This window comes from Kosakonia sp. 1610 (genome assembly GCF_050435845.1).
In the GTDB taxonomy this organism is placed as follows: Bacteria; Pseudomonadota; Gammaproteobacteria; order Enterobacterales; family Enterobacteriaceae; genus Kosakonia; species Kosakonia cowanii.
On the sequence record NZ_JBNDKZ010000002.1, the window covers coordinates 25233 to 47826 of the forward strand.

22 protein-coding genes are annotated in these 22594 nt (G+C 57.6%); 6 read left to right on the forward strand and 16 right to left on the reverse strand.

Going from position 1 to position 22594, the window contains the following annotated elements:
* Nucleotides 1–12: 12 nt before the first annotated feature.
* Entirely contained in the window at nt 13–1158 is a 1146-nt protein-coding gene (locus ABIC80_RS08145) for a dienelactone hydrolase family protein (RefSeq protein ID WP_200579565.1), read from the forward strand.
* A 31-nt stretch (nt 1159–1189) separates the two neighbouring features.
* Here the strand turns inward: ABIC80_RS08145 and rluC are convergent, their stop codons facing one another.
* On the reverse strand, nt 1190–2143 hold the full coding sequence (gene rluC / locus ABIC80_RS08150) for a 23S rRNA pseudouridine(955/2504/2580) synthase RluC (protein WP_023481636.1): 954 nt from the start codon (nt 2141–2143) through the stop codon (nt 1190–1192).
* Nucleotides 2144–2251: 108 nt separating this feature from the next.
* On the reverse strand, nt 2252–2644 hold the full coding sequence (locus tag ABIC80_RS08155) for a hypothetical protein (protein WP_139567097.1): 393 nt from the start codon (nt 2642–2644) through the stop codon (nt 2252–2254).
* Between the two features lie 71 nt (nt 2645–2715).
* Here ABIC80_RS08155 and rne point away from each other — a divergent pair, with 71 nt between their 5' ends.
* Nucleotides 2716–5967: a ribonuclease E gene (rne, locus tag ABIC80_RS08160; RefSeq protein ID WP_429176565.1), complete on the forward strand. Its 3252-nt coding sequence runs from the start codon at nt 2716–2718 to the stop codon at nt 5965–5967.
* Between the two features lie 40 nt (nt 5968–6007).
* On the opposite strand, the gene ABIC80_RS08165 is transcribed toward rne, so the two are convergent.
* Nucleotides 6008–6943 carry a LysR family transcriptional regulator gene (locus ABIC80_RS08165; protein WP_429176568.1) on the reverse strand — a complete coding sequence of 312 codons (936 nt, stop codon included), beginning with the start codon at nt 6941–6943 and terminating at the stop codon, nt 6008–6010.
* A 137-nt stretch (nt 6944–7080) separates the two neighbouring features.
* On the opposite strand from ABIC80_RS08165, the gene ABIC80_RS08170 reads away from it, so the two are divergent.
* A complete protein-coding gene (locus tag ABIC80_RS08170; protein WP_200579352.1) occupies nt 7081–8292 on the forward strand; it encodes an MFS transporter in 1212 nt (403 codons plus the stop codon).
* An 84-nt stretch (nt 8293–8376) separates the two neighbouring features.
* On the opposite strand, the gene flgL is transcribed toward ABIC80_RS08170, so the two are convergent.
* The 11 genes from flgL to flgB all read right to left on the reverse strand — a co-directional run bounded on the left by flgL (nt 8377) and on the right by flgB (nt 18330).
* Nucleotides 8377–9345 (reverse strand): flagellar hook-associated protein FlgL, encoded by a 969-nt coding sequence (gene flgL / locus ABIC80_RS08175; protein WP_429176571.1) that lies wholly within the window; start codon nt 9343–9345, stop codon nt 8377–8379.
* A 14-nt stretch (nt 9346–9359) separates the two neighbouring features.
* A complete protein-coding gene (gene flgK / locus ABIC80_RS08180) occupies nt 9360–11009 on the reverse strand; it encodes a flagellar hook-associated protein FlgK (RefSeq protein ID WP_076769683.1) in 1650 nt (549 codons plus the stop codon).
* 75 nt (nt 11010–11084) lie between these two features.
* The gene (gene flgJ / locus ABIC80_RS08185) at nt 11085–12062 is read right to left on the reverse strand and encodes a flagellar assembly peptidoglycan hydrolase FlgJ (protein WP_094420235.1); all 978 of its coding nucleotides are present in this window, start codon (nt 12060–12062) and stop codon (nt 11085–11087) included.
* Nucleotides 12062–13159, reverse strand: coding sequence for a flagellar basal body P-ring protein FlgI (locus ABIC80_RS08190; RefSeq protein ID WP_023481768.1), 1098 nt, complete (start codon nt 13157–13159; stop codon nt 12062–12064). Before ABIC80_RS08190 ends, flgJ begins: the two co-directional genes overlap by 1 nt.
* A gap of 12 nt (nt 13160–13171) precedes the next feature.
* Nucleotides 13172–13870 (reverse strand): flagellar basal body L-ring protein FlgH, encoded by a 699-nt coding sequence (locus ABIC80_RS08195; protein ID WP_023481882.1) that lies wholly within the window; start codon nt 13868–13870, stop codon nt 13172–13174.
* Between the two features lie 57 nt (nt 13871–13927).
* Entirely contained in the window at nt 13928–14710 is a 783-nt protein-coding gene (flgG, locus tag ABIC80_RS08200; RefSeq protein ID WP_023481502.1) for a flagellar basal-body rod protein FlgG, read from the reverse strand.
* 15 nt (nt 14711–14725) lie between these two features.
* Nucleotides 14726–15481: a flagellar basal body rod protein FlgF gene (locus ABIC80_RS08205; RefSeq protein WP_094420236.1), complete on the reverse strand. Its 756-nt coding sequence runs from the start codon at nt 15479–15481 to the stop codon at nt 14726–14728.
* 20 nt (nt 15482–15501) lie between these two features.
* Nucleotides 15502–16779, reverse strand: a complete 1278-nt coding sequence (flgE, locus tag ABIC80_RS08210) for a flagellar hook protein FlgE (RefSeq protein ID WP_312277296.1) — start codon at nt 16777–16779, stop codon at nt 15502–15504.
* 27 nt (nt 16780–16806) lie between these two features.
* Nucleotides 16807–17493 carry a flagellar hook assembly protein FlgD gene (gene flgD / locus ABIC80_RS08215; RefSeq protein WP_200579348.1) on the reverse strand — a complete coding sequence of 229 codons (687 nt, stop codon included), beginning with the start codon at nt 17491–17493 and terminating at the stop codon, nt 16807–16809.
* A gap of 11 nt (nt 17494–17504) precedes the next feature.
* Nucleotides 17505–17909, reverse strand: a complete 405-nt coding sequence (gene flgC, locus ABIC80_RS08220; protein ID WP_023481372.1) for a flagellar basal body rod protein FlgC — start codon at nt 17907–17909, stop codon at nt 17505–17507.
* Nucleotides 17910–17913: 4 nt separating this feature from the next.
* The gene (gene flgB / locus ABIC80_RS08225) at nt 17914–18330 is read right to left on the reverse strand and encodes a flagellar basal body rod protein FlgB (RefSeq protein ID WP_023481616.1); all 417 of its coding nucleotides are present in this window, start codon (nt 18328–18330) and stop codon (nt 17914–17916) included.
* A 157-nt stretch (nt 18331–18487) separates the two neighbouring features.
* Between flgB and flgA the strand changes: the two genes are divergently transcribed.
* The 3 genes from flgA (at nt 18488) to flgN (ending at nt 19959) form a co-directional block, all read left to right on the forward strand.
* Nucleotides 18488–19147 carry a flagellar basal body P-ring formation chaperone FlgA gene (gene flgA, locus ABIC80_RS08230; protein WP_094420238.1) on the forward strand — a complete coding sequence of 220 codons (660 nt, stop codon included), beginning with the start codon at nt 18488–18490 and terminating at the stop codon, nt 19145–19147.
* 91 nt (nt 19148–19238) lie between these two features.
* A complete protein-coding gene (gene flgM, locus ABIC80_RS08235; RefSeq protein ID WP_042714118.1) occupies nt 19239–19532 on the forward strand; it encodes a flagellar biosynthesis anti-sigma factor FlgM in 294 nt (97 codons plus the stop codon).
* Nucleotides 19533–19536: 4 nt separating this feature from the next.
* Entirely contained in the window at nt 19537–19959 is a 423-nt protein-coding gene (gene flgN / locus ABIC80_RS08240; protein WP_023481860.1) for a flagella biosynthesis chaperone FlgN, read from the forward strand.
* A gap of 67 nt (nt 19960–20026) precedes the next feature.
* Here flgN and murJ read toward each other — a convergent pair whose 3' ends face one another.
* Nucleotides 20027–21562, reverse strand: a complete 1536-nt coding sequence (gene murJ / locus ABIC80_RS08245; RefSeq protein ID WP_429176574.1) for a murein biosynthesis integral membrane protein MurJ — start codon at nt 21560–21562, stop codon at nt 20027–20029.
* 106 nt (nt 21563–21668) lie between these two features.
* A complete protein-coding gene (locus ABIC80_RS08250) occupies nt 21669–22592 on the reverse strand; it encodes a Gfo/Idh/MocA family protein (protein ID WP_429176576.1) in 924 nt (307 codons plus the stop codon).
* Between the last annotated feature and the right edge of the window lie 2 nt (nt 22593–22594).

Here is a 22594-nt window from a genome sequence, read left to right on the forward strand (position 1 = left end):
GTAATGATGAAGATGTCGTGCAAAACGGCGCTGGCCGCTGCGTTATTGATTTCCGCTGCGGCCAGCGCACAAGAGACGTGGCAAACCGAGGGCGTCGTCGAAGGCAATCTCCCGGCAAGCTGGCCCGCGCTGAAAGCGCAAATGCTCTACCCTGACTCCTGGCTCTCCGGCCACTACACCGATTTTAATCAATGGCAAACAGAGAGCCGCCAACGCTTTCGTGCCGCCCTCCTCACCCCCGATGCCACAAAAATCTTCGCGCCGGAAACAATAAGCAAAGAGGATCGCGGCAGCTACACCGCCGAAAAACTGGCGCTTAACATTACCGACGACAACCGCATTTCGGCCCTGCTGCTGATGCCAAAAACGCCCGGCCCGCATCCGGCGGTGGTGCTTCTGCACGATCACGGTTCGAAATTTGATATCGGCAAAGAGAAGCTCATCAAACCGTGGAATGACGCTAAAAAACTCGCCAGCGCGCAGGCATGGGCGGATAAGTTCTTCAGCGGAAAATTTATTGGCGACGAGCTGGCGCAGCGCGGTTACGCGGTTATCGCTATCGACAGCCCCGGCTGGGGCGATCGCGGGCCGATGGTCTATGAACAACAGCAGGCGCTGGCCAGCAACTACTTCAATCTGGGCCGTTCTCTTGCGGGCGAAGTGGCATATGAAGATATGCGCACCGTCGATTTTATCGCCGCGCATGCAGGGGTCGATAGCAAACGCGTCGGCGTGCTGGGCTTCTCAATGGGCGGGTTCCGCGCCTGGCAACTGGCTGCACTGAGTGACAAGGTGGCCGCCACGGCGGTGATTTCGTGGTTCGGCACTTACAATGGCTTGATGCAGCCCGGGAATAATGTGCTGCGCGGGCAGTCAGCCTTTTATATGTTGCACCCTGGAATGCCGGCGCTGATGGATATTCCCGATATTGCCAGCCTCGCTGCACCAAAACCGATGCTGATCTTCAGCGGCGGTAAAGATAAGCTCTTCCCGCCCCAGGCGGTCGCAGAGGCCTTTGAGAAAGTGCACCGCGTCTGGGCGTCGCAGCATGCCGATGAAAAACTGGTGACCAAAAGCTGGCCCGAACTGGGCCATGTCTTTTATCAGCAGCAGCAGGATGAGGTCTTTCCGTGGCTGGACAGGTGGCTGAAGCCGTAAGCGATCCCCTCCGCAACGGAGGGGTGAGACGTTATTTTGCGTTACGCAGCGTCGTCAGGCAGTGCTTAAGGGCGTTGTCGAGGGGCGCTTCGATGCGCAGCGTCTCGCCGGTTGCCGGGTGGGTGAACTTCAGCGCCGCCGCATGCAGGAAGAGGCGTGATAAGCCGGTTGAGGCAAGCTGCTTATCAAACTCGCGATCGCCGTAGCGATCGTCAAAGGCAATGGGATGCCCGGCATGCTGGGTATGAACGCGGATCTGGTGCGTACGCCCTGTTACCGGGCTACAACGTACCAGCGTGGCGAAAGCGTAGCGCTCTTCCACTTTGAAGCGCGTTTCCGACGGCTTACCTTCACTGTTAACCCGTACGATGCGCTCGCCGCTCTGCAGAATATTTTTCAGCAGCGGTGCCTGCACGGTTTTCACGTGGGATTGCCACTGCCCGCGCACCAGCGCCAGATAATCTTTCTGCATCTCTTTACCGCGCAGCTGCTCATGGAGCGAACGCAGCGCCGAACGCTTTTTCGCCACCAGCAGCACGCCGGAGGTGTCGCGATCGAGGCGATGAACCAGTTCGAGGAAGCGCGCTTCCGGGCGCAACGCACGCAGCCCTTCGATCACGCCAAAGCTGAGGCCGCTGCCGCCGTGTACCGCGGTGCCCGAGGGTTTATTCAGCACCAGAATATGATCATCTTCGTAGAGGATCACGTCGTTAAGCTGGGCGACCTTTTGCAGGTGCGGCGAAACTGCCTCTTCTTCTTTTTCGGCCACGCGTACCGGCGGGATGCGAATTTCATCGCCATCTTCCAGTTTATATTCTGGTTTTACGCGCTTTTTGTTCACACGTACTTCGCCTTTACGCAAAATACGGTAGATCATGCTCTTCGGTACGCCCTTCAACTGCGTACGCAAAAAGTTATCAATGCGTTGCCCCGCTTCGTCTGCGGTGATAGCAACAAATTTTACGGCTAATGTCTCAGTTTTCATGGGAGGCGATTCTAAATAGCCACGCTGAATAGCGCCACTCATTTTTATATGCTTATATTGACTATTACATTCGGTAAACAGCGTTTCATACAGTTGATTCGGTGGTTATTAAACCAATCTCCGGGCAAAGGTGAAGAAACTGTGAGTAACCGGGTGATAAATGGTAAAAGTCAGCTTGCTATAACAGGGTTCGCAGGGAATAATGTTGCCGTTTTCCGTGTTGAATTTTGCTAAAACAAGTAAATGAGCGGAATGACCAGTTTTGCCTGTCCGATCATACACGCAGCAATGGCGTAAGACGTATTGATCTTTCAGGCAGTTAGCGGGCTGCGGGTTGCAGTCCTTACCGGTAGATGGAATCTTCTCTGGAGAGTTTTTCCCAGGCTGTTCCCCTGATAATTGCGCTGTATTTTCCACAGGAAATGCAGGCAACCGACACACTGCGCCTCTTAAGCGAGCGATAACCGTGAGGTTGGCGACGCGTAATAGACTCGAGGCCATCGGTTCTCCCCGGAAAGGCAAAATCTTGCCCGCAGCTTAGTCGTCAATGTAAGAATAATGAGTAAGTTACGATGAAAAGAATGTTAATCAACGCAACTCAGCAAGAAGAGTTGCGTGTCGCACTTGTTGATGGGCAACGTCTGTACGACCTGGATATCGAAAGCCCCGGGCATGAACAGAAAAAAGCCAATATCTACAAAGGTAAAATCACCCGCATTGAACCGAGCCTTGAAGCTGCCTTCGTTGACTACGGCGCTGAACGTCACGGTTTCCTCCCCCTCAAAGAGATCGCTCGCGAATACTTCCCCGCCAACTACAACGCGCATGGCCGTCCGAACATCAAAGATGTGCTGCGTGAAGGCCAGGAAGTTATCGTCCAGATCGACAAAGAAGAGCGCGGCAACAAAGGCGCGGCGCTGACCACCTTTATCAGCCTCGCCGGCAGCTACCTCGTTCTGATGCCGAACAACCCGCGCGCGGGCGGCATCTCCCGCCGTATCGAAGGCGATGACCGTACCGAGCTGAAAGAGGCGCTGTCTAGCCTCGAACTGCCGGATGGCATGGGTCTTATCGTGCGTACCGCAGGCGTTGGCAAATCTGCCGAAGCGCTGCAGTGGGATCTCAGCTTCCGCCTGAAACACTGGGAAGCGATTCAGAAAGCCGCAGAGAGCCGCCCGGCTCCGTTCCTGATTCACCAGGAGAGCAACGTTATCGTTCGCGCTTTCCGTGACTATCTGCGCCAGGACATTGGCGAAATCCTGATTGATAACCCGAAAGTGCTGGAGCTGGCTCGCCAGCATATCGCCGCACTGGGCCGTCCGGATTTCAGCAGCAAAATTAAGCTCTACACCGGTGAAATCCCGCTGTTCAGCCACTACCAAATTGAGTCGCAAATCGAATCCGCCTTCCAGCGTGAAGTGCGTCTGCCGTCCGGCGGCTCGATTGTTATCGACAGTACCGAAGCGCTGACCGCCATCGACATCAACTCCGCTCGCGCAACCCGCGGCGGCGACATTGAAGAGACGGCGTTCAACACCAACCTCGAAGCGGCAGATGAGATTGCCCGTCAGCTGCGTCTGCGCGACCTCGGCGGCCTGATCGTTATCGACTTTATCGACATGACCCCGGTTCGCCACCAGCGCGCGGTTGAAAACCGTCTGCGTGAAGCGGTACGTCAGGATCGTGCACGTATCCAGATCAGCCATATCTCCCGCTTCGGCCTGCTGGAGATGTCCCGCCAGCGTCTGAGCCCGTCGCTGGGTGAATCGAGCCATCACGTCTGCCCGCGCTGTAGCGGTACGGGTACCATCCGTGACAACGAATCCCTGTCGCTCTCTATTCTGCGTCTGATTGAAGAAGAAGCGCTGAAAGAGAACACCCAGGAAGTGCACGCCATTGTGCCGGTGCCTGTTGCCTCGTACCTGCTGAACGAAAAACGTGCCGCCGTCAGCGCTATCGAAGCCCGTCAGGGCGGCGTGCGCTGCGTCATCGTGCCGAACGATCAGATGGAAACGCCGCACTACTCGGTGCTGCGCGTGCGTAAAGGCGAAGAGACGCCAACTCTCAGCTACCTGCTGCCGAAGCTGCATGAAGAGGAGATGGCGCTGCCGTCTGAAGAGGAGTATGCCGAGCGTAAACTGCCTGAGCAGCCTGCCCTCGCCACCTTTGTAATGCCGGACGTGCCGCCTGCGCCGCAAGCCCAGGAGCCCGCGCCTGTAGCACAGGCACAGCCTGCCGCTACCACTACCGCGGCACCGGGTCTGTTTGGCCGCATCGTCTCTGCCCTGAAAAACCTGTTTGCTGGCGAAGAAGCGCCTGCGCCGGTTGAAGTGAAGGAAGAGAAGAAAGAGGCGAAACCTGAGCGTTCGCAGGAGCGTCGTAAACCGCGTCAAAGCAACCGTCGCGACCGTAACGATCGCCGCGATTCGCGTGACTCCCGTAGCGAAGGCAACGAGGGTCGCGAAGGACGTGACAACCGCGACAATCGTGATAACCGCGAAGGTCGTGAGAACCGTGAAGGTCGCGAAGATAACCGCCGCAACCGTCGTGAAAAACCGCAGCAGAACGCGGAGAATCGCGAGCCGCGCCAGAACACCGTCGTTGACGAGTCGGATAAAGCGAAAACCCGCGACGAGCAGCAGCCGTCACGTCGTGAACGCAACCGCCGCCGCGGTGATGACAAACGTCAGGCGCAGCAGGAAGTTAAAGAGCTGAACCGTGAAGAGCTGACCCGCGAAGAGCAGCCTGCTCAGGAAGCGGAGCAGGAAGAGCGTGTTCAGGTGATGCCGCGCCGCAAACAGCGCCAGCTGAGCCAGAAAGTGCGCATCGATGATAACCGTGCTGAAACCGTTATCGACGAAACCGTCGCAGAGACCGCGCCAGAGGAGCAGCATACTCAGCTCGCGAAAGTCGATCTGCCGGCTGTGGTTGAAAACGCCCCGGTGCTGGAGCAGGAAGAGAACGGTGAAGCGCGTGAAAATACCATGCCGCGCCGCTCACGCCGCTCCCCGCGTCACCTGCGTGTCAGCGGTCAACGCCGCCGTCGCTACCGTGACGAGCGCTACCCGGTACAGTCCGCCATGCCGCTGACTATCGCCTGCGCCTCGCCGGAGATGGCTTCCGGTAAAGTGTGGGTTCGCTATCCGGTGCCACGTGCGCAGGAAGAGCAGCAGGAGATCCAGCACAACAGCGCGCTGGAAACCGAGCAGCAGCATGCAGCAGAGCATGAAGTTGCCCCAGCCGTAGCTGAAGCCCAGCTGGTCACCGCCCCGCAGGCTGACGTTGTTGAGCCGCAGGCACCGGTTGAAGCCGCAGCTGTCAGCGAACAGCCAGAAGTGATTGAACCGCAGGCAGCGGTTGCGGAGCCAGCTCCGGTCGAGGTTGAAACGACCCATCCGGAAGCGATCTCTGCCCCGGTAGACGAGCAGCCGCAGCTGATTGCTGAGGAAGATCGCCCTGTCGCAGAGCAGGTTGCCGAAGAGGCCGAGCCAGTGAAAGAAGAGGCTGCGCCTGCACCGGTTGTTGAAGACGTTGCTCCGGCGAAAGTTGAAGCTCCAGTGCAAACTGAAGTTCCTGCTCCGGTGAAAGTTGAAGTCCCTGTAGCGGTGAAAGCTGAAACAGCTGCGCCGGTGAAAGCCGACGCGCCGGTGGTTGCAACCGCGCCGATGACTAAAGCGCCTGCCCCTGCGTATGTACAGGAAGCACCGCGCCACAGCGACTGGGTTCGCCCGGCGTTCAACTTTGACGGTAAAGGTTCTGCGGGCGGTCACAGCGCCACGCATACCGCCACCGCGCCGGCGACCAAACCGCCAGCGGTTGAGTAAGTAAAACGCTGCAACAAGCCGACCTCCGGGTCGGCTTTTTTTATGCCCGCATTTCCGGCTGACGCATCCCGCTCAGCCCCGGCATCACTTCCCGCATCAGTTGCAAGAATTTACGCAGCCGCGCGGGGTAGTAGCGCGCCCACGGATAGACAAGGTGAACCGGTAACGGTGCCGCCTGCCACTGGGGCAGCAGCGTCACCAGCCTGCCGCTACGGATATCCTCTTCCACCGCCCAACTGGAGATTAACGTCACCCCCAGCCCGGCAAGTGCCGTATTGCGCGCGGCGTAAAGGCTGTCGGTAAACAAGCGTGGAGAGATGGCGACCTGCACCTGCTCATCATCCTGCGCGTACAGCGTGATTTGATGCTGATAGAAGGTACTCAGCGCCACCCACGGTAAGTTGCCCAGCTGCTGCGGTGTATCAATGGCAGGAAAGCGTTCCAGCAGCGCGGGCGACGCCACCAGGCTGCGCGGCACTTCGGCCAGCAGCACCGATACGGTAGCCGGATCGACTTCTGCCCCGACGCGAATGGCGCAATCGATATTGGCACTAAGAAAGTCGACGGTTTTATCATTCAGCATCCACTCCACCGTCAGCTGTGGATGACGCTCAAGAAATTGTGTTAGCGGCACCAGCAGCTGCTGCTGACCAAAAGCATGCGGGGCGCGCACCCGCAGCATGCCGACCGGTTCGTCGTCGGACTGGCTGAGATCATCCTCCAGCGCCACCCAGGCATCTGCTACCCGTTTAGCATGTTGATAACAGCGCTCGCCGTCATCAGTGAGCTTCATGGCATGGGTGGTGCGCAGCAGCAGCTTGACGCCAAGCAGCGTCTCCAGCGATTGCAAACGACGGCTGACGGTTGCCTGCGTTGTCTCCAGCTGGCGGGCCGCCGCCGACAGCGAGCCTGCTTCCACAATGCGGATAAAGGTCCGCATTAAGTCCACCCGGTCTATACGCTCTTGTCGCCTCATAATCTTTATGCCTATACGTTTCACGTATAACCGTTTTACCACTGCGCTGACTACCGCGCCAGCGCGCCATGGGTAAAAATGCGCTCACACCGTAGCCTGACTACGCATTCACAGCTTTATCTCTTCGGGGACACCATATGAATCATCAATCGCTCTCTGCCCGTATGGCAAACGGCATCTTTTTTGCGCTGGCGCTTGGCGCAGGATTCAGCGTCGCGGCCATCTACTACTCACAGCCGTTGCTGCCGCTGATGGGCAGCGATCTGCATCTGACCATCAACGGTATGGGGCTGGTACCGACGCTTACCCAGGCCGGTTACGCGCTCGGCATTCTCTTTCTGCTGCCGCTGGGCGACCGTCACGATCGCCGTCGCTTAATTGTGGTGAAAAGCGCAGCGCTGGCGGTGTTACTGCTGGCCTGTAGCCTGACCAGCCACCTGCCCTCACTGCTTATTGTCAGCCTGTTAATCGGCATGGCGGCGACCATGGCGCAGGATATTGTACCGGCCGCGGCGATCCTCGCCCCGGCGGGGAAACAGGGGAAAATGGTCGGCACGGTAATGACCGGTCTGCTGCTCGGTATTTTGCTCTCGCGGACGGTCAGCGGCTTTGTCGGCGCGGCGTTTGGCTGGCGTGTGATGTATCAGCTCGCGGCGGTCAGCATTGCACTAATTGGCCTCTTAATGTGGTCAGTATTGCCGCGCTTCGCTACCCACTCCACGCTGAGCTACCCGGCACTGATGCGCTCAATGGCGCATCTCTGGCAGCGCTACCCGACGCTGCGCCGCGCGGCGATGGCGCAGGGCTTTTTATCCATCGCCTTTAGCGCCTTCTGGTCGACGCTGGCGCTGATGCTGCTTGAGCATTATCAGCTAGGCAGCGCGGTTGCCGGGACGTTCGGTATTGCCGGTGCCGCAGGGGCGTTAGCCGCGCCGCTGGCGGGAGGCCTTGCGGATAAAGTGGGTGCAGAGCGCGTAACCCAACTGGGAGCCGGGCTGGTAACGATCTCCTTCGCCCTGATGTTCCTGCTGCCTGCCCTGCCGCCCCATGGCCAGCTGGCGCTGATAGCCCTCTCTGCGGTCGGGTTTGATCTTGGCCTGCAATCAAGCCTCGTCGCGCATCAAAATCTGGTTTATAGCCTGGAGCCGCAGGCGCGGGGACGTCTCAATGCGCTGCTCTTTACGGGGGTGTTTATTGGGATGGCGCTGGGTTCCGCGCTGGGAAGCAAGCTTTACGCTGTCGCTTCATGGCAGGGGGTGGTGGTACTGGCGAGCGTATCGGGGCTTATCGCACTGCTGATTCGTCTCTTCGATGCCCGTAAGCTTGAGCAGGCGAAGCAAAACGCATAGATAAAAAAAGGCCCGCTCTGGAGAGACAGAGCGGGCATAGCAGACATACTCCAGTTTCAGGATATGCCCAAAGTAAAAAGGTTATTAACGATTCATCTGGAACAGTGACATACCCTGCATATCGGTGAAGGCTTTATAAGAAGCCTGCAACGCCGCTTGTTGCATGGTGTAAGAGGAGATCACCGAGTTCCAGTCAGCATCGATCAGATCGCTCTTCTGCTGCTTTAACGACAGTGCACGATCGTCGCCAAGCGCATCGAGGGTATCCAGTTCGTTAAGCTGAGTACCGAGTTCAGCACGCACACTCAGCACGTTGTTCAGGGAGTTGCCCAGACCACGGCTGGTTTTATCCACCGCAGCCTGCGCTGCGGCTTTCGCCGTTTCGTCGCCCGCTACCGGCGTCTTCAGTGCTGCAATTGCCGTGTCGAGCATTTTGAACAGATCCGTCTCCGGCGCAGGCGCAACGCCTGTAGCAGGATCGACAGGCTCTTTGGTCGCATTACTGGTAACGGAGTTGAATACCTGGTCACCGGTATGGGCGATCACCATGGTACGCGCAGCATCAACCTGCTGAGTAATGGAGTCATTACCGCCGCTGTAGGTGCCTGTGGCGTCGTAAGGCTTACTTTCCGTGCGGTAGCCGGCAAAAATATAGCGGCCGTTACCGTCGGTGCTGTTCGCGAGGTTCAATAACTGATCGCGAAAGCCCTGCAGCTCGGCGGCAACTGAGGCGCGGTCATCATCACTCAGCGAGCCGTTGCCCGCTTTCACGATGCTGCTCTGTGCGCCCGTGATGGCAGTAGTCACCTGCTGCAACACGCTCTCTTCGAGGGAAACTTTCTGCTTCGCGAAGGTGCGCGCCGTATCGTACTGCGTGTTTTGCGCCTGCGCCTGGGAGATCACTACCGCCTGCGAGGCGGCAATCGGATCATCAGACGGGCGGTTAACGCGCTGACCGGTTGTCATCTGCTCGCCGTATCCTAACCATTTGCCCTGAGCATTGGTTACGCCGCGCATATTTTGTTCGTACATCATTTGCGTGCTAATACGCATGACTCACCTCTTACTTAACGAATGGCCAGCAGGGCATCAAACAACGTGCTTGCGGTCTGCAGCACCTGGGCGTTAGCCAGGTAGTACTGCTGAAAACGCTGCAGGTTGCCGTACTCTTCATCGAGGTTTACCCCGGAGATAGATTGCTGCTGGTTGCTCAACTGGGTCACGACGTTAGTCTGTGTCGCGCTGCTGGTTTTCAGCGTCGAGGTTTTGTTCCCGACATCGCTCACCAGCGTGGCATACGAATCGTTAAAGGTTTTGTTCCCGCCGACCACTTTCGCGCTCTGCAGCTTTAACAAATCCTGACCGTTGCGGTTGTCGCTCGCGCCGTTACCGGCCGCGCCCGCCATAGCGATTTTCGACTCATCGGTCACCGCCACGCTCATATTCACAATCGCGTTGCTCACCGGACGGATGGTGAAGCTGTCATCTTTTTTCGCGCCGGTAGAGCCATTATTGATGGAGACTTTCAGGCCATCAAAATTGAGCGTGCCGTCGGTCGTATCCGGCGTTACCGCAATGGTGGTGTTATTGGACAGACGCGTGACGTTCCACTGCGTGCCGTCAAAAGCGACTTTATAGTCGGTCGCCTGTACCGCAGAGCTGTTAGTTACGGCCGCGGTCAGCGTAGCGTCGCCGCTGTTTTTGCTGTTCGACGTGGCAGAAGGCCCGCCAATATTGAAGAACTTCTCACCCGCATCGCCGTCTGCGTCAAAGCCTTTAACGTGCTGCTGGTTAAAGGAGTCGGCGAACGAGAGCGCCAGCTGGCCCAGCGTATTACGCGCCTGGTCCAGATCCTGCGTGCGGAATGAGAGCAGACCGCCGAGTGAACCGGTGGTCACCTGCTTTTCCGGGATCTCGACATTACCGGCAATCTTATCGACATACGCCAGCGTGGTACGTGCCGGATCTGCGCTGGAAGGCACCGCCGCCAGTTGACGCGCTTCCTTACCCTGCACCAGAGTAATGCCGTTACCCATGCTGACGTTATAGCTGCCATCCTGGGTGCTGACTTCCACACCCACGACTTTGTTCAGTTCGCTGACCAGCTGATCGCGCTGATCGAGCAGGTCGTTTGGCGATGAGCCTGCACCTACCGCCGTCAGTTTAGAGATCTGCTGGTTGAGGTTGGCGATCTGCTTCGAGTAGTTGTTGATCTGATCAACGCTGGTGGCGATAGATAAGTTGACCTGTTTATCCTGGTCACGCAGATACTGATCGGCCACTTTAAACTGGTTTACCAGACCGTCGGCTTTGCCGAGCAGCGCTTGGCGCGACGACGGATCGGAGGCGTTACTCACCAGCGTCTGCATGCTGGAGAAGAAGCTCTGCAGGCTGCTCGACAGGGAGTTGGTGGTATCCGACAGCACATCGTCAATTTTTGACATCTGCTCGTAACGCGTGGTCAACCCGCTGTTCTGGTTTTGCGCCGCGCGCAGCTGGTTGGTAATAAAGGCGTCATACTCACGCTGAACGCCAGTCACGGTGACACCATTGCCCACGTAGCCGCTACCGGTCAGCGTGCTGTTAGAACTGGTCAACACCGTCGTCTGACGGGTATAGCCCGCGACGTTATAACTCGCAATGTTATTACTGGCGGTATTGAGCGCGGCCTGGGCTGCGCTAAGCCCGCTCATTGCGCTGTTAATCAAACTGGACATGGAGGTTCCTTATACACTTTCAGACATGAGTCCTGTTGAAGATTATCGGCAACCCTGAGTGAAACTTGAGACGTTTTAGAACAGATTTTGTGTATCTGTGCTGTACGCCTTGCTCACTTTCTCACCCATCGATTTAAGCTGCTGGATCATTGAGGTCAGCTTACGGGCATAGTGCGGATCGGTGGCGTAACCGGCGCTCTGCAACGCCTGTGCGCCCTGCTCCGCCGTTGCCGCGGTGGTTACCGCCGCGTAACGTTTGTTGCGCGTCAACATGCCGACATAGTCGGAGAGCGCTTCAAGGTAAGAGCTATAGACACGGAATTTGGCTTTCACCTTCACTGCCTCACCGTTTTCATACTCGGTGGTGGTGATTTCGGTGGTCGGCCCTTTCCAGCTTGAGGTCGCTTTCACGCCGAAGATGTTGTAGCTGGGCTCGCCGTTCTCACGCGGGATCTGCCGCTGGCCCCAGCCCGATTCCAGCGCAGCCTGCGCGAGGATCAGGTGGTGCGGCACGCCGCTCTGCTGGCTCGCCAGCCGCGCCGGGAGCGAAAGCTGGGCGAGGAAGTCTTTGCTGTCGCCGGAGAGTGCCTGCCCGCTACCCGCTTCGGAAACGTCATCGGCATCCGGTACTTTTGGTATCGCTTTGCGCACCAGCTGCGTCAGCGCCTGGTTTTGATAGGTGTTGACGGTCTCCAGCGGGAACTTCATCGGCACCTGCTGCATCTGGTCAGCCGGATCGACCGGCGCCTGATCGCCGGTCATCTGTTTCACCATCATATCGGCGAGACCCAGACCTTTACCGGCGGTCATCTGCTGAGCGATCTGCTGGTCATACATGCTGGTATACAGCCGCGTTGAATCACTGCTGAAAATCCCGTCTTTCGGTAACGCTTCGCGCATGCTTTTCAGCATCATCTGCACGAACATCCCCTCCACCTGACGCGCCACCGGGCGCAGGTTGGCAGCCGGATCCTGTCCGGCTTTTGACTTCAGTTCATTCAGCGATTGCGCGTCCCATGCCGCGCTGGTCAACATTCGGCTGTCGGTCAACATTAGATGATCTCCAGTTTCGCACGCAGGCAACCGGCGCTCTGCATTGCCTGCAGAATCGACATCAGCTCCATTGGCGAGGCACCCAGGGCGTTAAGGGCACGCACGACGCTATTGAGGTTGGCGCTGGAGCGTACGCTCTGCAGCGAGCCGCCGCTCTGGCGCAGGTCAATCTGCGTTTGCGGTGTCACCACGGTCTGCCCGCCGCCAAATGGCGTATTCGGCTGGCTCACGTTGTTCTGCTGGTTGACGGTGACCGAGAGGTTACCCTGCGCAATGGCGCAGCTATCCAGCGATACTTCGCGGTTCATCACCACCGAGCCGGTACGCGAGTTAACAATCACTTTCGCATCCTGCTGCGTGGTGCCGACTTCCATATTCTGGATATCCGCCAGCGCACGAACCTGAGAGCTGCCGCCGGAGGAGACGCGCACCTGAACGGTACGGCCATCCAGCGCGGTGGCGCTGCCATAACCGCGTGCGCGGTTGATGGTGTCAGCAATCTGCTGCGCCATGGTGAAGTCTTCCTGGTTCAGCTGCAGGTTGATGCTGTTCGTGGCCCCGAACTGGTTCGGCAACTCACGCTCAATCACCGCGCCGCCGGTAATGCGACCGCCGTTAAGCTGGTTAACCTGCACGCTGCTGCCGCCGGCTGATGCGCCCGCGCCGCCAACGAGGATGTTGCCCTGCGCCAGCGCATAGACCTGGCTGTCGACGCCCTTCAGCGGGGTCATCAGCAGCGTACCGCCGCGCAGGCTTTTGGCGTTACCCATTGAGGAGACCACTACGTCGATGGTCTGCCCCTGGCGGCCAAAGGCCGGAAGCTGCGCCGTGACCATGACTGCCGCCACGTTTTTCAGCTGCATGTTGGTGCCCTGCGGGACGGTAATACCCATCTGCGAGAGCATGTTGTTCAGCGTCTGGGTAGTAAACGGTGTCTGGGTGGTCTGGTCGCCCGTACCATCCAGGCCAACCACCAGCCCGTAGCCAATTAAGGAGTTTTCACGTACGCCCTGTACACTGGTGAGATCCCGGATACGGTCAGCCTGGGCGAAGGTCGCCATCAGCACTAACACCATACCAGTCAAATATTTAAACATTGTTCACCCCGGTTACATCGGCGATAAGTTAAGGAAGAAACGCTGCAGCCAGCCCATATTCTGCGCTTCGTTGATGTAGCCGTTGCCGACGTACTCGATGCGCGCGTCCGCCACCTGGGTGGAAGGAACGCTGTTGCTGCCGCTGATGGTGCGTGGGTTCACGACACCGGAGAAGCGGATGAACTCAGTGCCCTGGTTGATGGCGATCTGTTTTTCACCCACAACATGTAAATTGCCATTGATCAGCACCTGATCGACGGTCACGGTCAACGTGCCGCTAAAGGTGTTACTGGCGTTGGCGCCGCCTTTACCCCCGAAGGAGTTGCTGCCCGAGGCACCCAGATCGGCACGTGCATTGCCAAACAGACCTTCGAGATAACGCGGTGTGGTGTCTACGCCAAAACTGGCTTTACCATCACGACTGGCGTTGGCCGACGAGCTCTTGCTGGCGCTCACGTTTTCCTGCAGTACGATAGTCAGCGTATCGCCAATGTTGCGCGGACGACGATCTTCAAACAGCGGCTGATAGCCGTAGTTAATCGGCTGCGCGGTCTGATAAATCGAGCCATTGACCACCGGAATGGGGCCGGGCATCGGTTGAGCTGTCGTTGCCCCCTGCACCAGCGGTGTAGAAGGGACCCAGGCACACCCGGTCAGGGTTAATGCCACTAAAGCCATTATCGGGTAGCTGCGGACGGCGTATTTTTGCATTGCATTCATCTTCGAGATCAGGGTTCCGGTGCGGCGGTTACCGCACCGGATAACGCCTTAGAGTTGCGTCAGTTTTTGCAGCATCTGATCGGTGGTCGATACTGCTTTACTGTTAATTTCGTAAGCGCGCTGAACCTGGATCATGTTCACCAGCTCTTCCGCGACGTTTACGTTGGAAGTTTCCACAAATCCCTGGTAGAGCAAACCTGCACCGTTCAGGCCAGGCGTGGTGCCGTTTGGCGCGCCGGAAGACTGGGTTTCGGTGTAGAGGTTCTCACCAATGCTCTCAAGCCCGGTGTCGTTCATAAAGGTGGTGAGGTTTAACTGGCCAACCTGCACCGGTGCTGCCGCGCCCTGCTGCGTCACGCTGACCACACCATCGCGACCGATGGTGATGCCCAGGCTGTTCGCCGGGATGGTGATTGCCGGTTGCACCTGGAAACCGCCCGCTGTTACCAGCTGGCCGTTCTGATCCACCTGGAAAGAGCCGTCGCGGGTGTAAGCAGAGGTGCCGTCCGGCAGCAGAACTTCGAAGAAGCCCTGGCCTTTAATGGCGACATCTTTGCTGTTGTTGGTCTGAGACAGGTTGCCCTGGCTGTGCAGACGTTCGGTGGCGACCGGACGCACACCGGTACCGATCTGCAGACCGGAAGGCAGCGTTGTCTGTTCAGATGATTGCGCGCCTGGCTGGCGGATCGTCTGGTACATCAAATCTTCAAATACCGCACGCTGACGCTTAAAACCATTGGTGCTGACGTTCGCCAGGTTGTTGGCGATGACATCCATATTGGTTTGTTGGGCGTCGAGGCCGGTTTTTGCGATCCATAATGAACTGATCATATGTAGTCCTGTTTATTAGCCCATTGACAGCAATTGGTTAGCACGCTGCTCGTTTTCATCGACGCTGCTGATGATCTTCATCTGCATTTCGAAACGGCGCGCGCTGGCGATCATATCGGTCATCGACTCGACCGGTTTCACGTTACTGCCTTCCAGTACGCCAGACTGCACGCGAATGGAGGGGTCAGGCTGCAACGTTGCGCCACGGGTCGCCTGTGCGCTCTGGCTCAGACGGAAAAGCCCGTCATCACCGCGCACTATTTCGCGCGGTTCTGCTTTTACCAGCTTCAGCTTGCCGACAGGCGCGATGGTATTCGCCGCGTCGCCAGGGTTGAGTGCCGAAATCGTACCGTCGGCGGCGATAGTGACCTGCGCCCCTTCCGGTACGGCAATCGGACCGCCTTCGCCAATCACTGGATGGCCCTGAATCGTCAACTGACCGGTCGGGCTCACCTGGATATTGCCGTTACGGGTGTAACCTTCCGAGCCGTCCGCCGTTTGCACTGCCAGCCAACCATCCTGCTGCAACGCCACGTCAAGCGGGCGTGAGGTGTAGTCCAGTTGACCCGGCGTCATATCGGCGCCAGGCGTGGAGGCCACCACCAGCGTGCGGGTAGGCAGAGAAAGCCCTTCTACCGGCACCGCGCGCAGCGCGTTCAGCTGGGCGCGAAAGCCCGGTGTGGAAGCATTCGCGAGGTTGCTGGCGGTGACAGCCTGCTGATTCAGCGTCTGGCTGGCTGCGCCCATCGCGGTATATATTGCGTGATCCATTAAGCCGTCCCGTCAGTCGATTAACGCAGGTTAACCAGCGTGTTAAGGATCTGATCCTGGGTTTTGATGGTCTGCGCGTTCGACTGATAGTTACGCTGCGCGACGATCATGTTGACCAGTTCTTTACTCAGATCCACGTTTGAGGCTTCCAGCGCGCCGTTAGTCAGCTTGCCGAAGTTACCGGTGCCAGCGGTGCCGAGCAGCGCAACACCAGAGGAGTTGGTAGCAGACCAGACGTTGTCACCCTGAGACTGCAGGCCTTCGTTGTTGGCGAAGTTCGCCAGCACGATCTGACCCAGCAGCTGCGACTGTTCGTTGGAGTAGCTACCGACAACGGTGCCGTCATCGTTGATGGCGTAGCTCACCAGTGAACCCGGCGCGTAACCGTTCTGGTTGATAGCCACTACACCGCTGGTGCCGGTGTTCTGCTGCATTGAGTTCAGGAAGCTCAGGCTAAAGGTGCCGGCGGCAGAGCCGTTCAGGCTGTCCAGACCGATGTTGATCTGCGGCTGAGCGTTAGCGGTCGCTGACAGGTTCCAGGTACGCGGAGAGGTCGCCGGAGAGACTTCGGTGTAGTTGTTGACCGCAGAGAGCGTACCGTTGCTCGTAAAGGTCATCTGCGCGGCTTTCTGGTAAGAAGAGCCCGCTACGCTGGAGTCCTGGGTGTAGACATCCCATTTGTTGGCGCTGTTTTTAACGTAGTAAACGTCAACGGCGTGGGAGTTACCCAGGCTGTCATAGGTGGTGACAGTGCCTTTTTTGTTGTAGGAGTCTGAGTTCGTCGGATCGAACGGGCTAACCGTCGGGGTGGAGTCCGTTGAGTTCAGGTTCATCTGCATCGCCGCCGTGGTGGTGGCTTTCGCCGCCATCAGGGTGTTCGGGATGGTGATGGCAGACGGGTTCGCACCGCTCTGCACCGCAGGCGGTGTGCCGGCTACCGGGAAACCGGTCACCTGCATACCCTGCATGTTAACCAGGTTGCGGTTTTCGTCGAGTTTGAACTGACCGTTACGGCTGTAGTAAACAGAACCGTTGCTGTCGGTCACACGGAAGAAACCGTTGCCGCTCAGCGCGACGTCGAGGCCACGACCGGTGTTAGTGGTGGTGCCGTCAGCGAAGTCCTGAGTAATGCCTGCCACTTTAACGCCGAGACCCACTTTAGAACCGGCAAACATATCGGCGAAGGACGCAGATCCGGATTTAAAGCCATAGGTGGCGGAGTTGGCAATGTTGTTACCAATGACATCGAGGTTGGTGGCCGCAGCATTCAGGCCGCTGACCGCTTGTGAAAAGGCCATGACTTACTCCTGATAAGTATGAAGGCTTTAAATAATCTGTCGTACTTCGTCGAGTGTGGTACTTCCGTAAGTACCTAAATCCAGTGTGCTTCCCTTGTCGCCACGGGTAACACCCTGTACCAGCGCAAACTGCAGCGGTTGTGCAACCAGCTGCGTTGTGCCGGAGCTGGCCGCGATAGACACCGTATATGAGTTATCCGGTGCTACGCTGCCATCTGTCATTTTGCCGTCCCAACTGAAGGTGTGGACGCCAGCTTTCAGACCGCCGAGTTCAATAGTCCGCACCGGTGTACCGCTCTTATCGCTTACGATGGCGGTCACTTTGTCGGCAGTCTGCGTCAGTTCTACGCCAAACGGCGTGGATGTTCCTTTGCCCACCAGCACCGTCTGTCCCGGGATCATCACGCCGTGACCAATCAGGGTGCTCGCCTGCAGCGACTGATTGTTATCAAGCTGTCCGGAGATGGAGCCGAGGGTGGTATTCAGTTTCTCAATCCCGCTTACGGTGCTGATCTGCGCCAGCTGCGTGGTCAGCTCGTTGTTCTGCAGCGGGTTGGTGGGATCCTGGTTCTTTAACTGCGCAACCAGCAGCGTCAAAAAGCTGCCCTGAAGGTCGGATGCGCTGTTAGTGCCGGTAGTCGTGGTACCGGACGTTTTGCTGGTCGTCGAGACGCCGTTGTTAATCGGGTCGTTAATATTTACGCTGATAGACATACGGGGCCCCTTTACTGACCGAGAGTGAGCGTTTTGAGCATCATGCTCTTCACGGTGTTCAGCACTTCAACGTTCGCCTGGTAGCTGCGTGACGCGGACATGCTGTTGACCATTTCGCCCACGACATCGACGTTAGGCATTTTTACGTAGCCGCTTGCATCTGCCAGCGGGTTACCAGGTTCATACACCAGCTTGTCCGGCGCCTGGCTTTCAATCACATCCGCCACTTTTACGCCGCCCGTTGCCTGGCCCGGTGCTGCATCGACCTGAAAGACAACCTGTTTAGCGCGATAAGGCTGGCCATCCGGTCCGGTTACGCTGTCGGCGTTTGCCAGGTTACTGGCGGCGACGTTCATACGTTTGGACTGTGCGGTCAGCGCGGAGCCTGCGACATCAAAGATATTCAGTAATGCCATTTAATTAGTTCCCCTGTTGCAGAACACTCATCATGCTTTTGATCTGCCCGCCAAGCACGGTCAACCCGGTCTGGTATTTGACGCTGTTGTCGGCGAACTGGGTACGTTCACGATCCATATCGACGGTGTTGCCATCCAGCGATGGTTGATCGGGAATGCGATAAAGCAGATCGGTAGACGGGCCGGTCATCGCCTGCGCCGGAATGTGGCGCGAAGAGGTGAGCGCCAGCGATACACCGCTGCCTTCAGCCCGACCGCGCTCCATCACTTTTTTTAATTCACTGGAAAAATCCATATCGCGCGCCTGAAACCCTGGGGTGTCGGCGTTAGCAATATTTGCTGCCAGAATCTCCTGGCGCTGGGCGCTCAGGTTCAGCGCTTCCTGTTGAAAGCGCAGTGCGGCATCAAGTTTATCGAGCATGGCTCCCTCACTGATGACAATTATTTAGCCAACAGCTTAAATCGCCCCTTGCAAACTTATCGTTGGAATAAGGGCAAAATGCGTCGCTATTTTTTGCGTTGATAGATTTGCAAAGCGGTTAAAATCTCCTCATCTGGTTCAACAGGCATGTTTTGCGATGAAGACGTTGAAAGGCGGTGTAGCCGCAATCTTATTGTTATTAAGCCCCTTTTCTCAGGCAGCGGATCTGCAGGCGCAACTGACGTCGCTTTTCGCCCAGCGTCTGGCTGGCTTTAGCGATGAGGTAGTGGTAAACATTCGCACCCCGCAAAGCCAGTTACCGGCATGCGATCAGCCTACCCTTAGCGTGGTGGGCGGCGCGAAGCTGTGGGGCAATATGAATGTGATGGCGAACTGCGCGGGTACGAAACGCTTTGTGCAGGTCGAAGTCCAGGCGACCGGCAACTATGTTGTGGCGGTGCAGCCTGTTGCACGCGGCGCGACATTGCAGCCCGGCAGCGTGGCGTTACAGCGCGGCCGCCTCGATCAGTTGCCGCCAAGAACCATGCTCGATATCAACATGGCGCAGGACGCGGTAAGTTTGCGCGATCTGGCGCCGGGTCAGGCAATTCAGCTCTCAATGGTGCGTCAGGCATGGCGGATTAAAGCCGGCCAGCGCGTACAGGTTGTAGCGTCCGGAGATGGCTTTAGTGTGAACAGCGAAGGTCAGGCGATGAACAATGCGGCAGTGGCGCAAAATGCGCGGGTTCGCATGGCTTCAGGGCAGATAGTTAGCGGTACGGTTAATTCTGATGGGAATATTCTTATTAACCTATAAATTGCTTAAAGAACTAATGCTATCTGCCGATAAGTTAGTAAGACTGAAGAAATCTGGCCCGAAACGCCGCGAACCTCAATGAGGAAACATTATGAGCATCGATCGTACCTCTTCCCTGAAGCCGGTTAACACCGTTCAACAGCGTGAGACTAACGAAACCCAGACGCAGAAAGCGCGTCAGGAAACTGCCGCGACGGCAAACAGCACCAACGTCACGCTCAGCGGTTCCCAAACCAAGCTGATGCAGGCGGGCGCTAACGACATCAATATGGAACGCGTTGAAAAACTGAAAACCGCGATTCGTAATGGTGAACTCAAAATGGACACCGGCAAAATTGCTGATGCCCTGATTAACGAAGCGAAGAGTTACTTACAGAGTAAATAACCGTATGAATCGACTGTCAGATATTCTTGATCAAATGACAGTTATCCTGAGCGCTCTGAAAGACGTGATGGATACTGAGCAAAAACAGCTTTCCGTTGGCCATCTCAATGGCAGCGCGCTACAGCGCATTACGGAGGAGAAAAGCTCCTTGCTCGCGACGCTGGACTACCTTGAGCAGCAGCGTCGTGCCGAACAGAAAACGCAACAAAACGCCTCTGGCGATGTTGCCAATCGCTGGCAGATCATCACGCAGAAAACGCAGCATTTACGCGACCTCAACCAGCACAACGGCTGGCTGCTGGAGGGGCAAATCGCGCGCAACCAGCAGGCACTGGAAGTCCTGAAACCGCATCAGGAACCGAGCCTCTACGGTGCGAATGGCTATGCCTCATCCGCCAATCGCGGCGGCAAGAAGATCGCGATTTAGTCCGACGATAGCGTGAGCACGCCGTCGTAAACAGGCCAGGGTCTCCCCTGGCTTTTTGCGTTGCTTTTTATACCGTCCGGCGCGCGAACTCTTTCACTTTAAACCCGAGCAGTGCAAGGGTAACAAAGTAAGCAACAATACCCGCCCCAACTACTATCATCAGGCGCAGCAAGCGGTACGGCATTGTTCCTGTCGCCCAGTCAGGCATCACATACAACATCCCTACCAGCGCGGCGGCCATGACTACCACGGCAATTACCAGACGAAGCAGAAAACGGCTCCAGCCCGGCTGCGGGGTAAAGATCTTCTGCTTGCGTAGCTGCCAGTAGAGCAGGCTGGCATTGAGACAGGCCGCCAGACCAATCGACAGCGACAGCCCGGCATGCTTCAGCGGGCCGATAAACGCCAGGTTCATCACCTGGGTCATCAGCAGCGTCACAATGGCGATTTTGACCGGCGTTTTAATGTCCTGGCGTGAATAGAAACCCGGTGCCAGCACCTTCACCACGATCAACCCCATCAATCCGACCGAATAGGCGATCAGCGCGCGCTGGGTCATTGCCGCATCAAAAGCGGTGAATTTACCGTACTGGAACAGCGAAACGGTCAACGGCTTAGCGAGAATACCAAGCGCCACGGCACTGGGCAGCGCCAGCAGGAAACAGAGGCGCAGGCCCCAGTCCATCAAGCGGCAATACTCCTCCTGATTGCCGCTGGAGAAGCTTTTCGACAGGGATGGCAGCAGGATCGTCCCGAGCGCCACGCCAAGCACGCCGGAGGGGAACTCCATTAAGCGGTCGGCGTAATACATCCACGACACGGAGCCGGAGACGAGGAACGAGGCGAAAATGGTGTTGATGATAAGTGAGATCTGGCTGACGGAGACGCCGAGGATCGCTGGCCCCATCTGCTTCACCACCCGCATTGCACCCGCATCGCGCAGATTGATACGCGGCAGCACCAGCATGCCAATCTTCTTCAGATGCGGCAGTTGATAGACCAGTTGCAGCACACCGCCGACGGTAACCGCCCAGGCCAGCGCCAACACCGGCGGATGGAAGTAAGGCGCGGCGAAGAGCGCAAAACCAATCATGCTGACATTGAGAAAGGTAGGCGCAAACGCTGGCACCGAGAAGCGGTTCCAGGTATTGAGGATCGCCCCCGCCAGCGACGCCAGCGAGATCAGCAGAATATAGGGAAAGGTGATGCGCAGCAGTTGCGAGGTGAGGCTGAATTTATCCGCCGTATCGGCAAACCCCGGCGCGGTAACGAGGATAACCCAGGGTGCGGCGAGCATCCCGATAACGGTGACTATCGCCAGCGCAAGGGTCAGCAGGCCGGAAACATAGGCGACAAAGACGCGGGTGGCATCTTCGCCCTGTTTGCTTTTGTACTCGGCAAGGATCGGCACAAAGGCCTGGGAAAAGGCGCCCTCGGCAAAAATACGCCGTAACAGGTTGGGCAGTTTAAAGGCGACAAAAAAGGCGTCCGTCGCCATCCCTGCGCCAAACACCCGTGCCACAATGGCATCGCGCGCAAAACCCAGCACGCGGGAAAACATCGTCATGGAGCTGACTGCCGCCAGCGATTTGAGTAGGTTCATTCTGGTTTCCATAAGACACAACGCCTGCAATGCAGGCGTTGGGATACAGCGAAGCGCTTAGTCTACAGGGAAAAAAGCGAATTACTATCGCCTGCGTTACCCCGCATTATTCACTCATCGCCTCGCGCCAGAGCTTCTCCACCACGCGCTGCGCAAGGATCGCCTGCTCACCCGCGGTTTCCGGAACCGTCTGATTTTGCACACACTCGATAAAGTGGCGCGCGCAACCGGCAAAACCGCGCTGCTCCAGCACGCTCTGCCAGCCGGGGATTGGGCGCGCAATAATCCCCTGCCCGCGCTCTTCGCGCCACTCGCGCATATCGGTAATATCCACCAGCCCGCCATCGGTTACCGCCTGCACCCACTCGCGCTGGCTGCCCGCCCGCCGGTGCATACTGGTAGTGATGTGCAGCGTGTCGGCGCTGAAGTGGTGCTCAGCATAGAGCATTGCGCCATCGTCGGTGGTTTGCAGCGTGCCGCTCTGGATCTGCACGCGACCGCCCGCCAGCCATAGCGCGGTGTCGACCACATGCAGATAGTCATCAAGCAGCGTAAAGCGCAGGTCGTGCGGCCCGACGCTATCGGTGCGGTGTTTATCCATACGCAGCGACGCCGCCTGCGGCATCTGCTGTTTTAACTCGCGGTAGAGCGGCGAGAAGCGGCGGTTAAAGCCAACCATCAGCGTCAGCTTTTTGCGTGCCGCCAGTTCGACTAAGCGCTCGGCATCTTTCAGGTTTTCCGCCAGCGGCTTATCGACGCAGACATGCACGCCAAGGTTGAGCAGCTCGCTCACCACCGCATAGTGCGAGGCGGTTGAGGTGTGCACGAAGACCGCATCGCACTGTGCCGCCAGCGACGCCAGCGAATCTGCATAAGGAATGCGCCAGGTTTCACACACCCGCAGGGCTTTATCCCGCGTCGGCGACCAGGCCGCCGCCAGCGTCCACTCCGTTGCCGCGCCGAGTACCGGCAACCAGGCTTTCTGCGCGATACCGCCCAGTCCTACTACACCAATCCGTAATGTCGTCACGT

Excerpts from the sequence above, each read along its gene's own strand:
- ABIC80_RS08145 (WP_200579565.1), top strand. The coding sequence starts at position 13 with ATGTCGTGCAAAACGGCGCTGGCCGCTGCGTTATTGATTTCCGCTGCG.
- rluC (WP_023481636.1), bottom strand. The coding sequence starts at position 2,143 with ATGAAAACTGAGACATTAGCCGTAAAATTTGTTGCTATCACCGCAGAC.
- ABIC80_RS08155 (WP_139567097.1), bottom strand. The coding sequence starts at position 2,644 with ATGGCCTCGAGTCTATTACGCGTCGCCAACCTCACGGTTATCGCTCGC.
- rne (WP_429176565.1), top strand. The coding sequence starts at position 2,716 with ATGAAAAGAATGTTAATCAACGCAACTCAGCAAGAAGAGTTGCGTGTC.
- ABIC80_RS08165 (WP_429176568.1), bottom strand. The coding sequence starts at position 6,943 with ATGAGGCGACAAGAGCGTATAGACCGGGTGGACTTAATGCGGACCTTT.
- ABIC80_RS08170 (WP_200579352.1), top strand. The coding sequence starts at position 7,081 with ATGAATCATCAATCGCTCTCTGCCCGTATGGCAAACGGCATCTTTTTT.
- flgL (WP_429176571.1), bottom strand. The coding sequence starts at position 9,345 with ATGCGTATTAGCACGCAAATGATGTACGAACAAAATATGCGCGGCGTA.
- flgK (WP_076769683.1), bottom strand. The coding sequence starts at position 11,009 with ATGTCCAGTTTGATTAACAGCGCAATGAGCGGGCTTAGCGCAGCCCAG.
- flgJ (WP_094420235.1), bottom strand. The coding sequence starts at position 12,062 with ATGTTGACCGACAGCCGAATGTTGACCAGCGCGGCATGGGACGCGCAA.
- ABIC80_RS08190 (WP_023481768.1), bottom strand. The coding sequence starts at position 13,159 with ATGTTTAAATATTTGACTGGTATGGTGTTAGTGCTGATGGCGACCTTC.
- ABIC80_RS08195 (WP_023481882.1), bottom strand. The coding sequence starts at position 13,870 with ATGCAAAAATACGCCGTCCGCAGCTACCCGATAATGGCTTTAGTGGCA.
- flgG (WP_023481502.1), bottom strand. The coding sequence starts at position 14,710 with ATGATCAGTTCATTATGGATCGCAAAAACCGGCCTCGACGCCCAACAA.
- ABIC80_RS08205 (WP_094420236.1), bottom strand. The coding sequence starts at position 15,481 with ATGGATCACGCAATATATACCGCGATGGGCGCAGCCAGCCAGACGCTG.
- flgE (WP_312277296.1), bottom strand. The coding sequence starts at position 16,779 with ATGGCCTTTTCACAAGCGGTCAGCGGCCTGAATGCTGCGGCCACCAAC.
- flgD (WP_200579348.1), bottom strand. The coding sequence starts at position 17,493 with ATGTCTATCAGCGTAAATATTAACGACCCGATTAACAACGGCGTCTCG.
- flgC (WP_023481372.1), bottom strand. The coding sequence starts at position 17,909 with ATGGCATTACTGAATATCTTTGATGTCGCAGGCTCCGCGCTGACCGCA.
- flgB (WP_023481616.1), bottom strand. The coding sequence starts at position 18,330 with ATGCTCGATAAACTTGATGCCGCACTGCGCTTTCAACAGGAAGCGCTG.
- flgA (WP_094420238.1), top strand. The coding sequence starts at position 18,488 with ATGAAGACGTTGAAAGGCGGTGTAGCCGCAATCTTATTGTTATTAAGC.
- flgM (WP_042714118.1), top strand. The coding sequence starts at position 19,239 with ATGAGCATCGATCGTACCTCTTCCCTGAAGCCGGTTAACACCGTTCAA.
- flgN (WP_023481860.1), top strand. The coding sequence starts at position 19,537 with ATGAATCGACTGTCAGATATTCTTGATCAAATGACAGTTATCCTGAGC.
- murJ (WP_429176574.1), bottom strand. The coding sequence starts at position 21,562 with ATGAACCTACTCAAATCGCTGGCGGCAGTCAGCTCCATGACGATGTTT.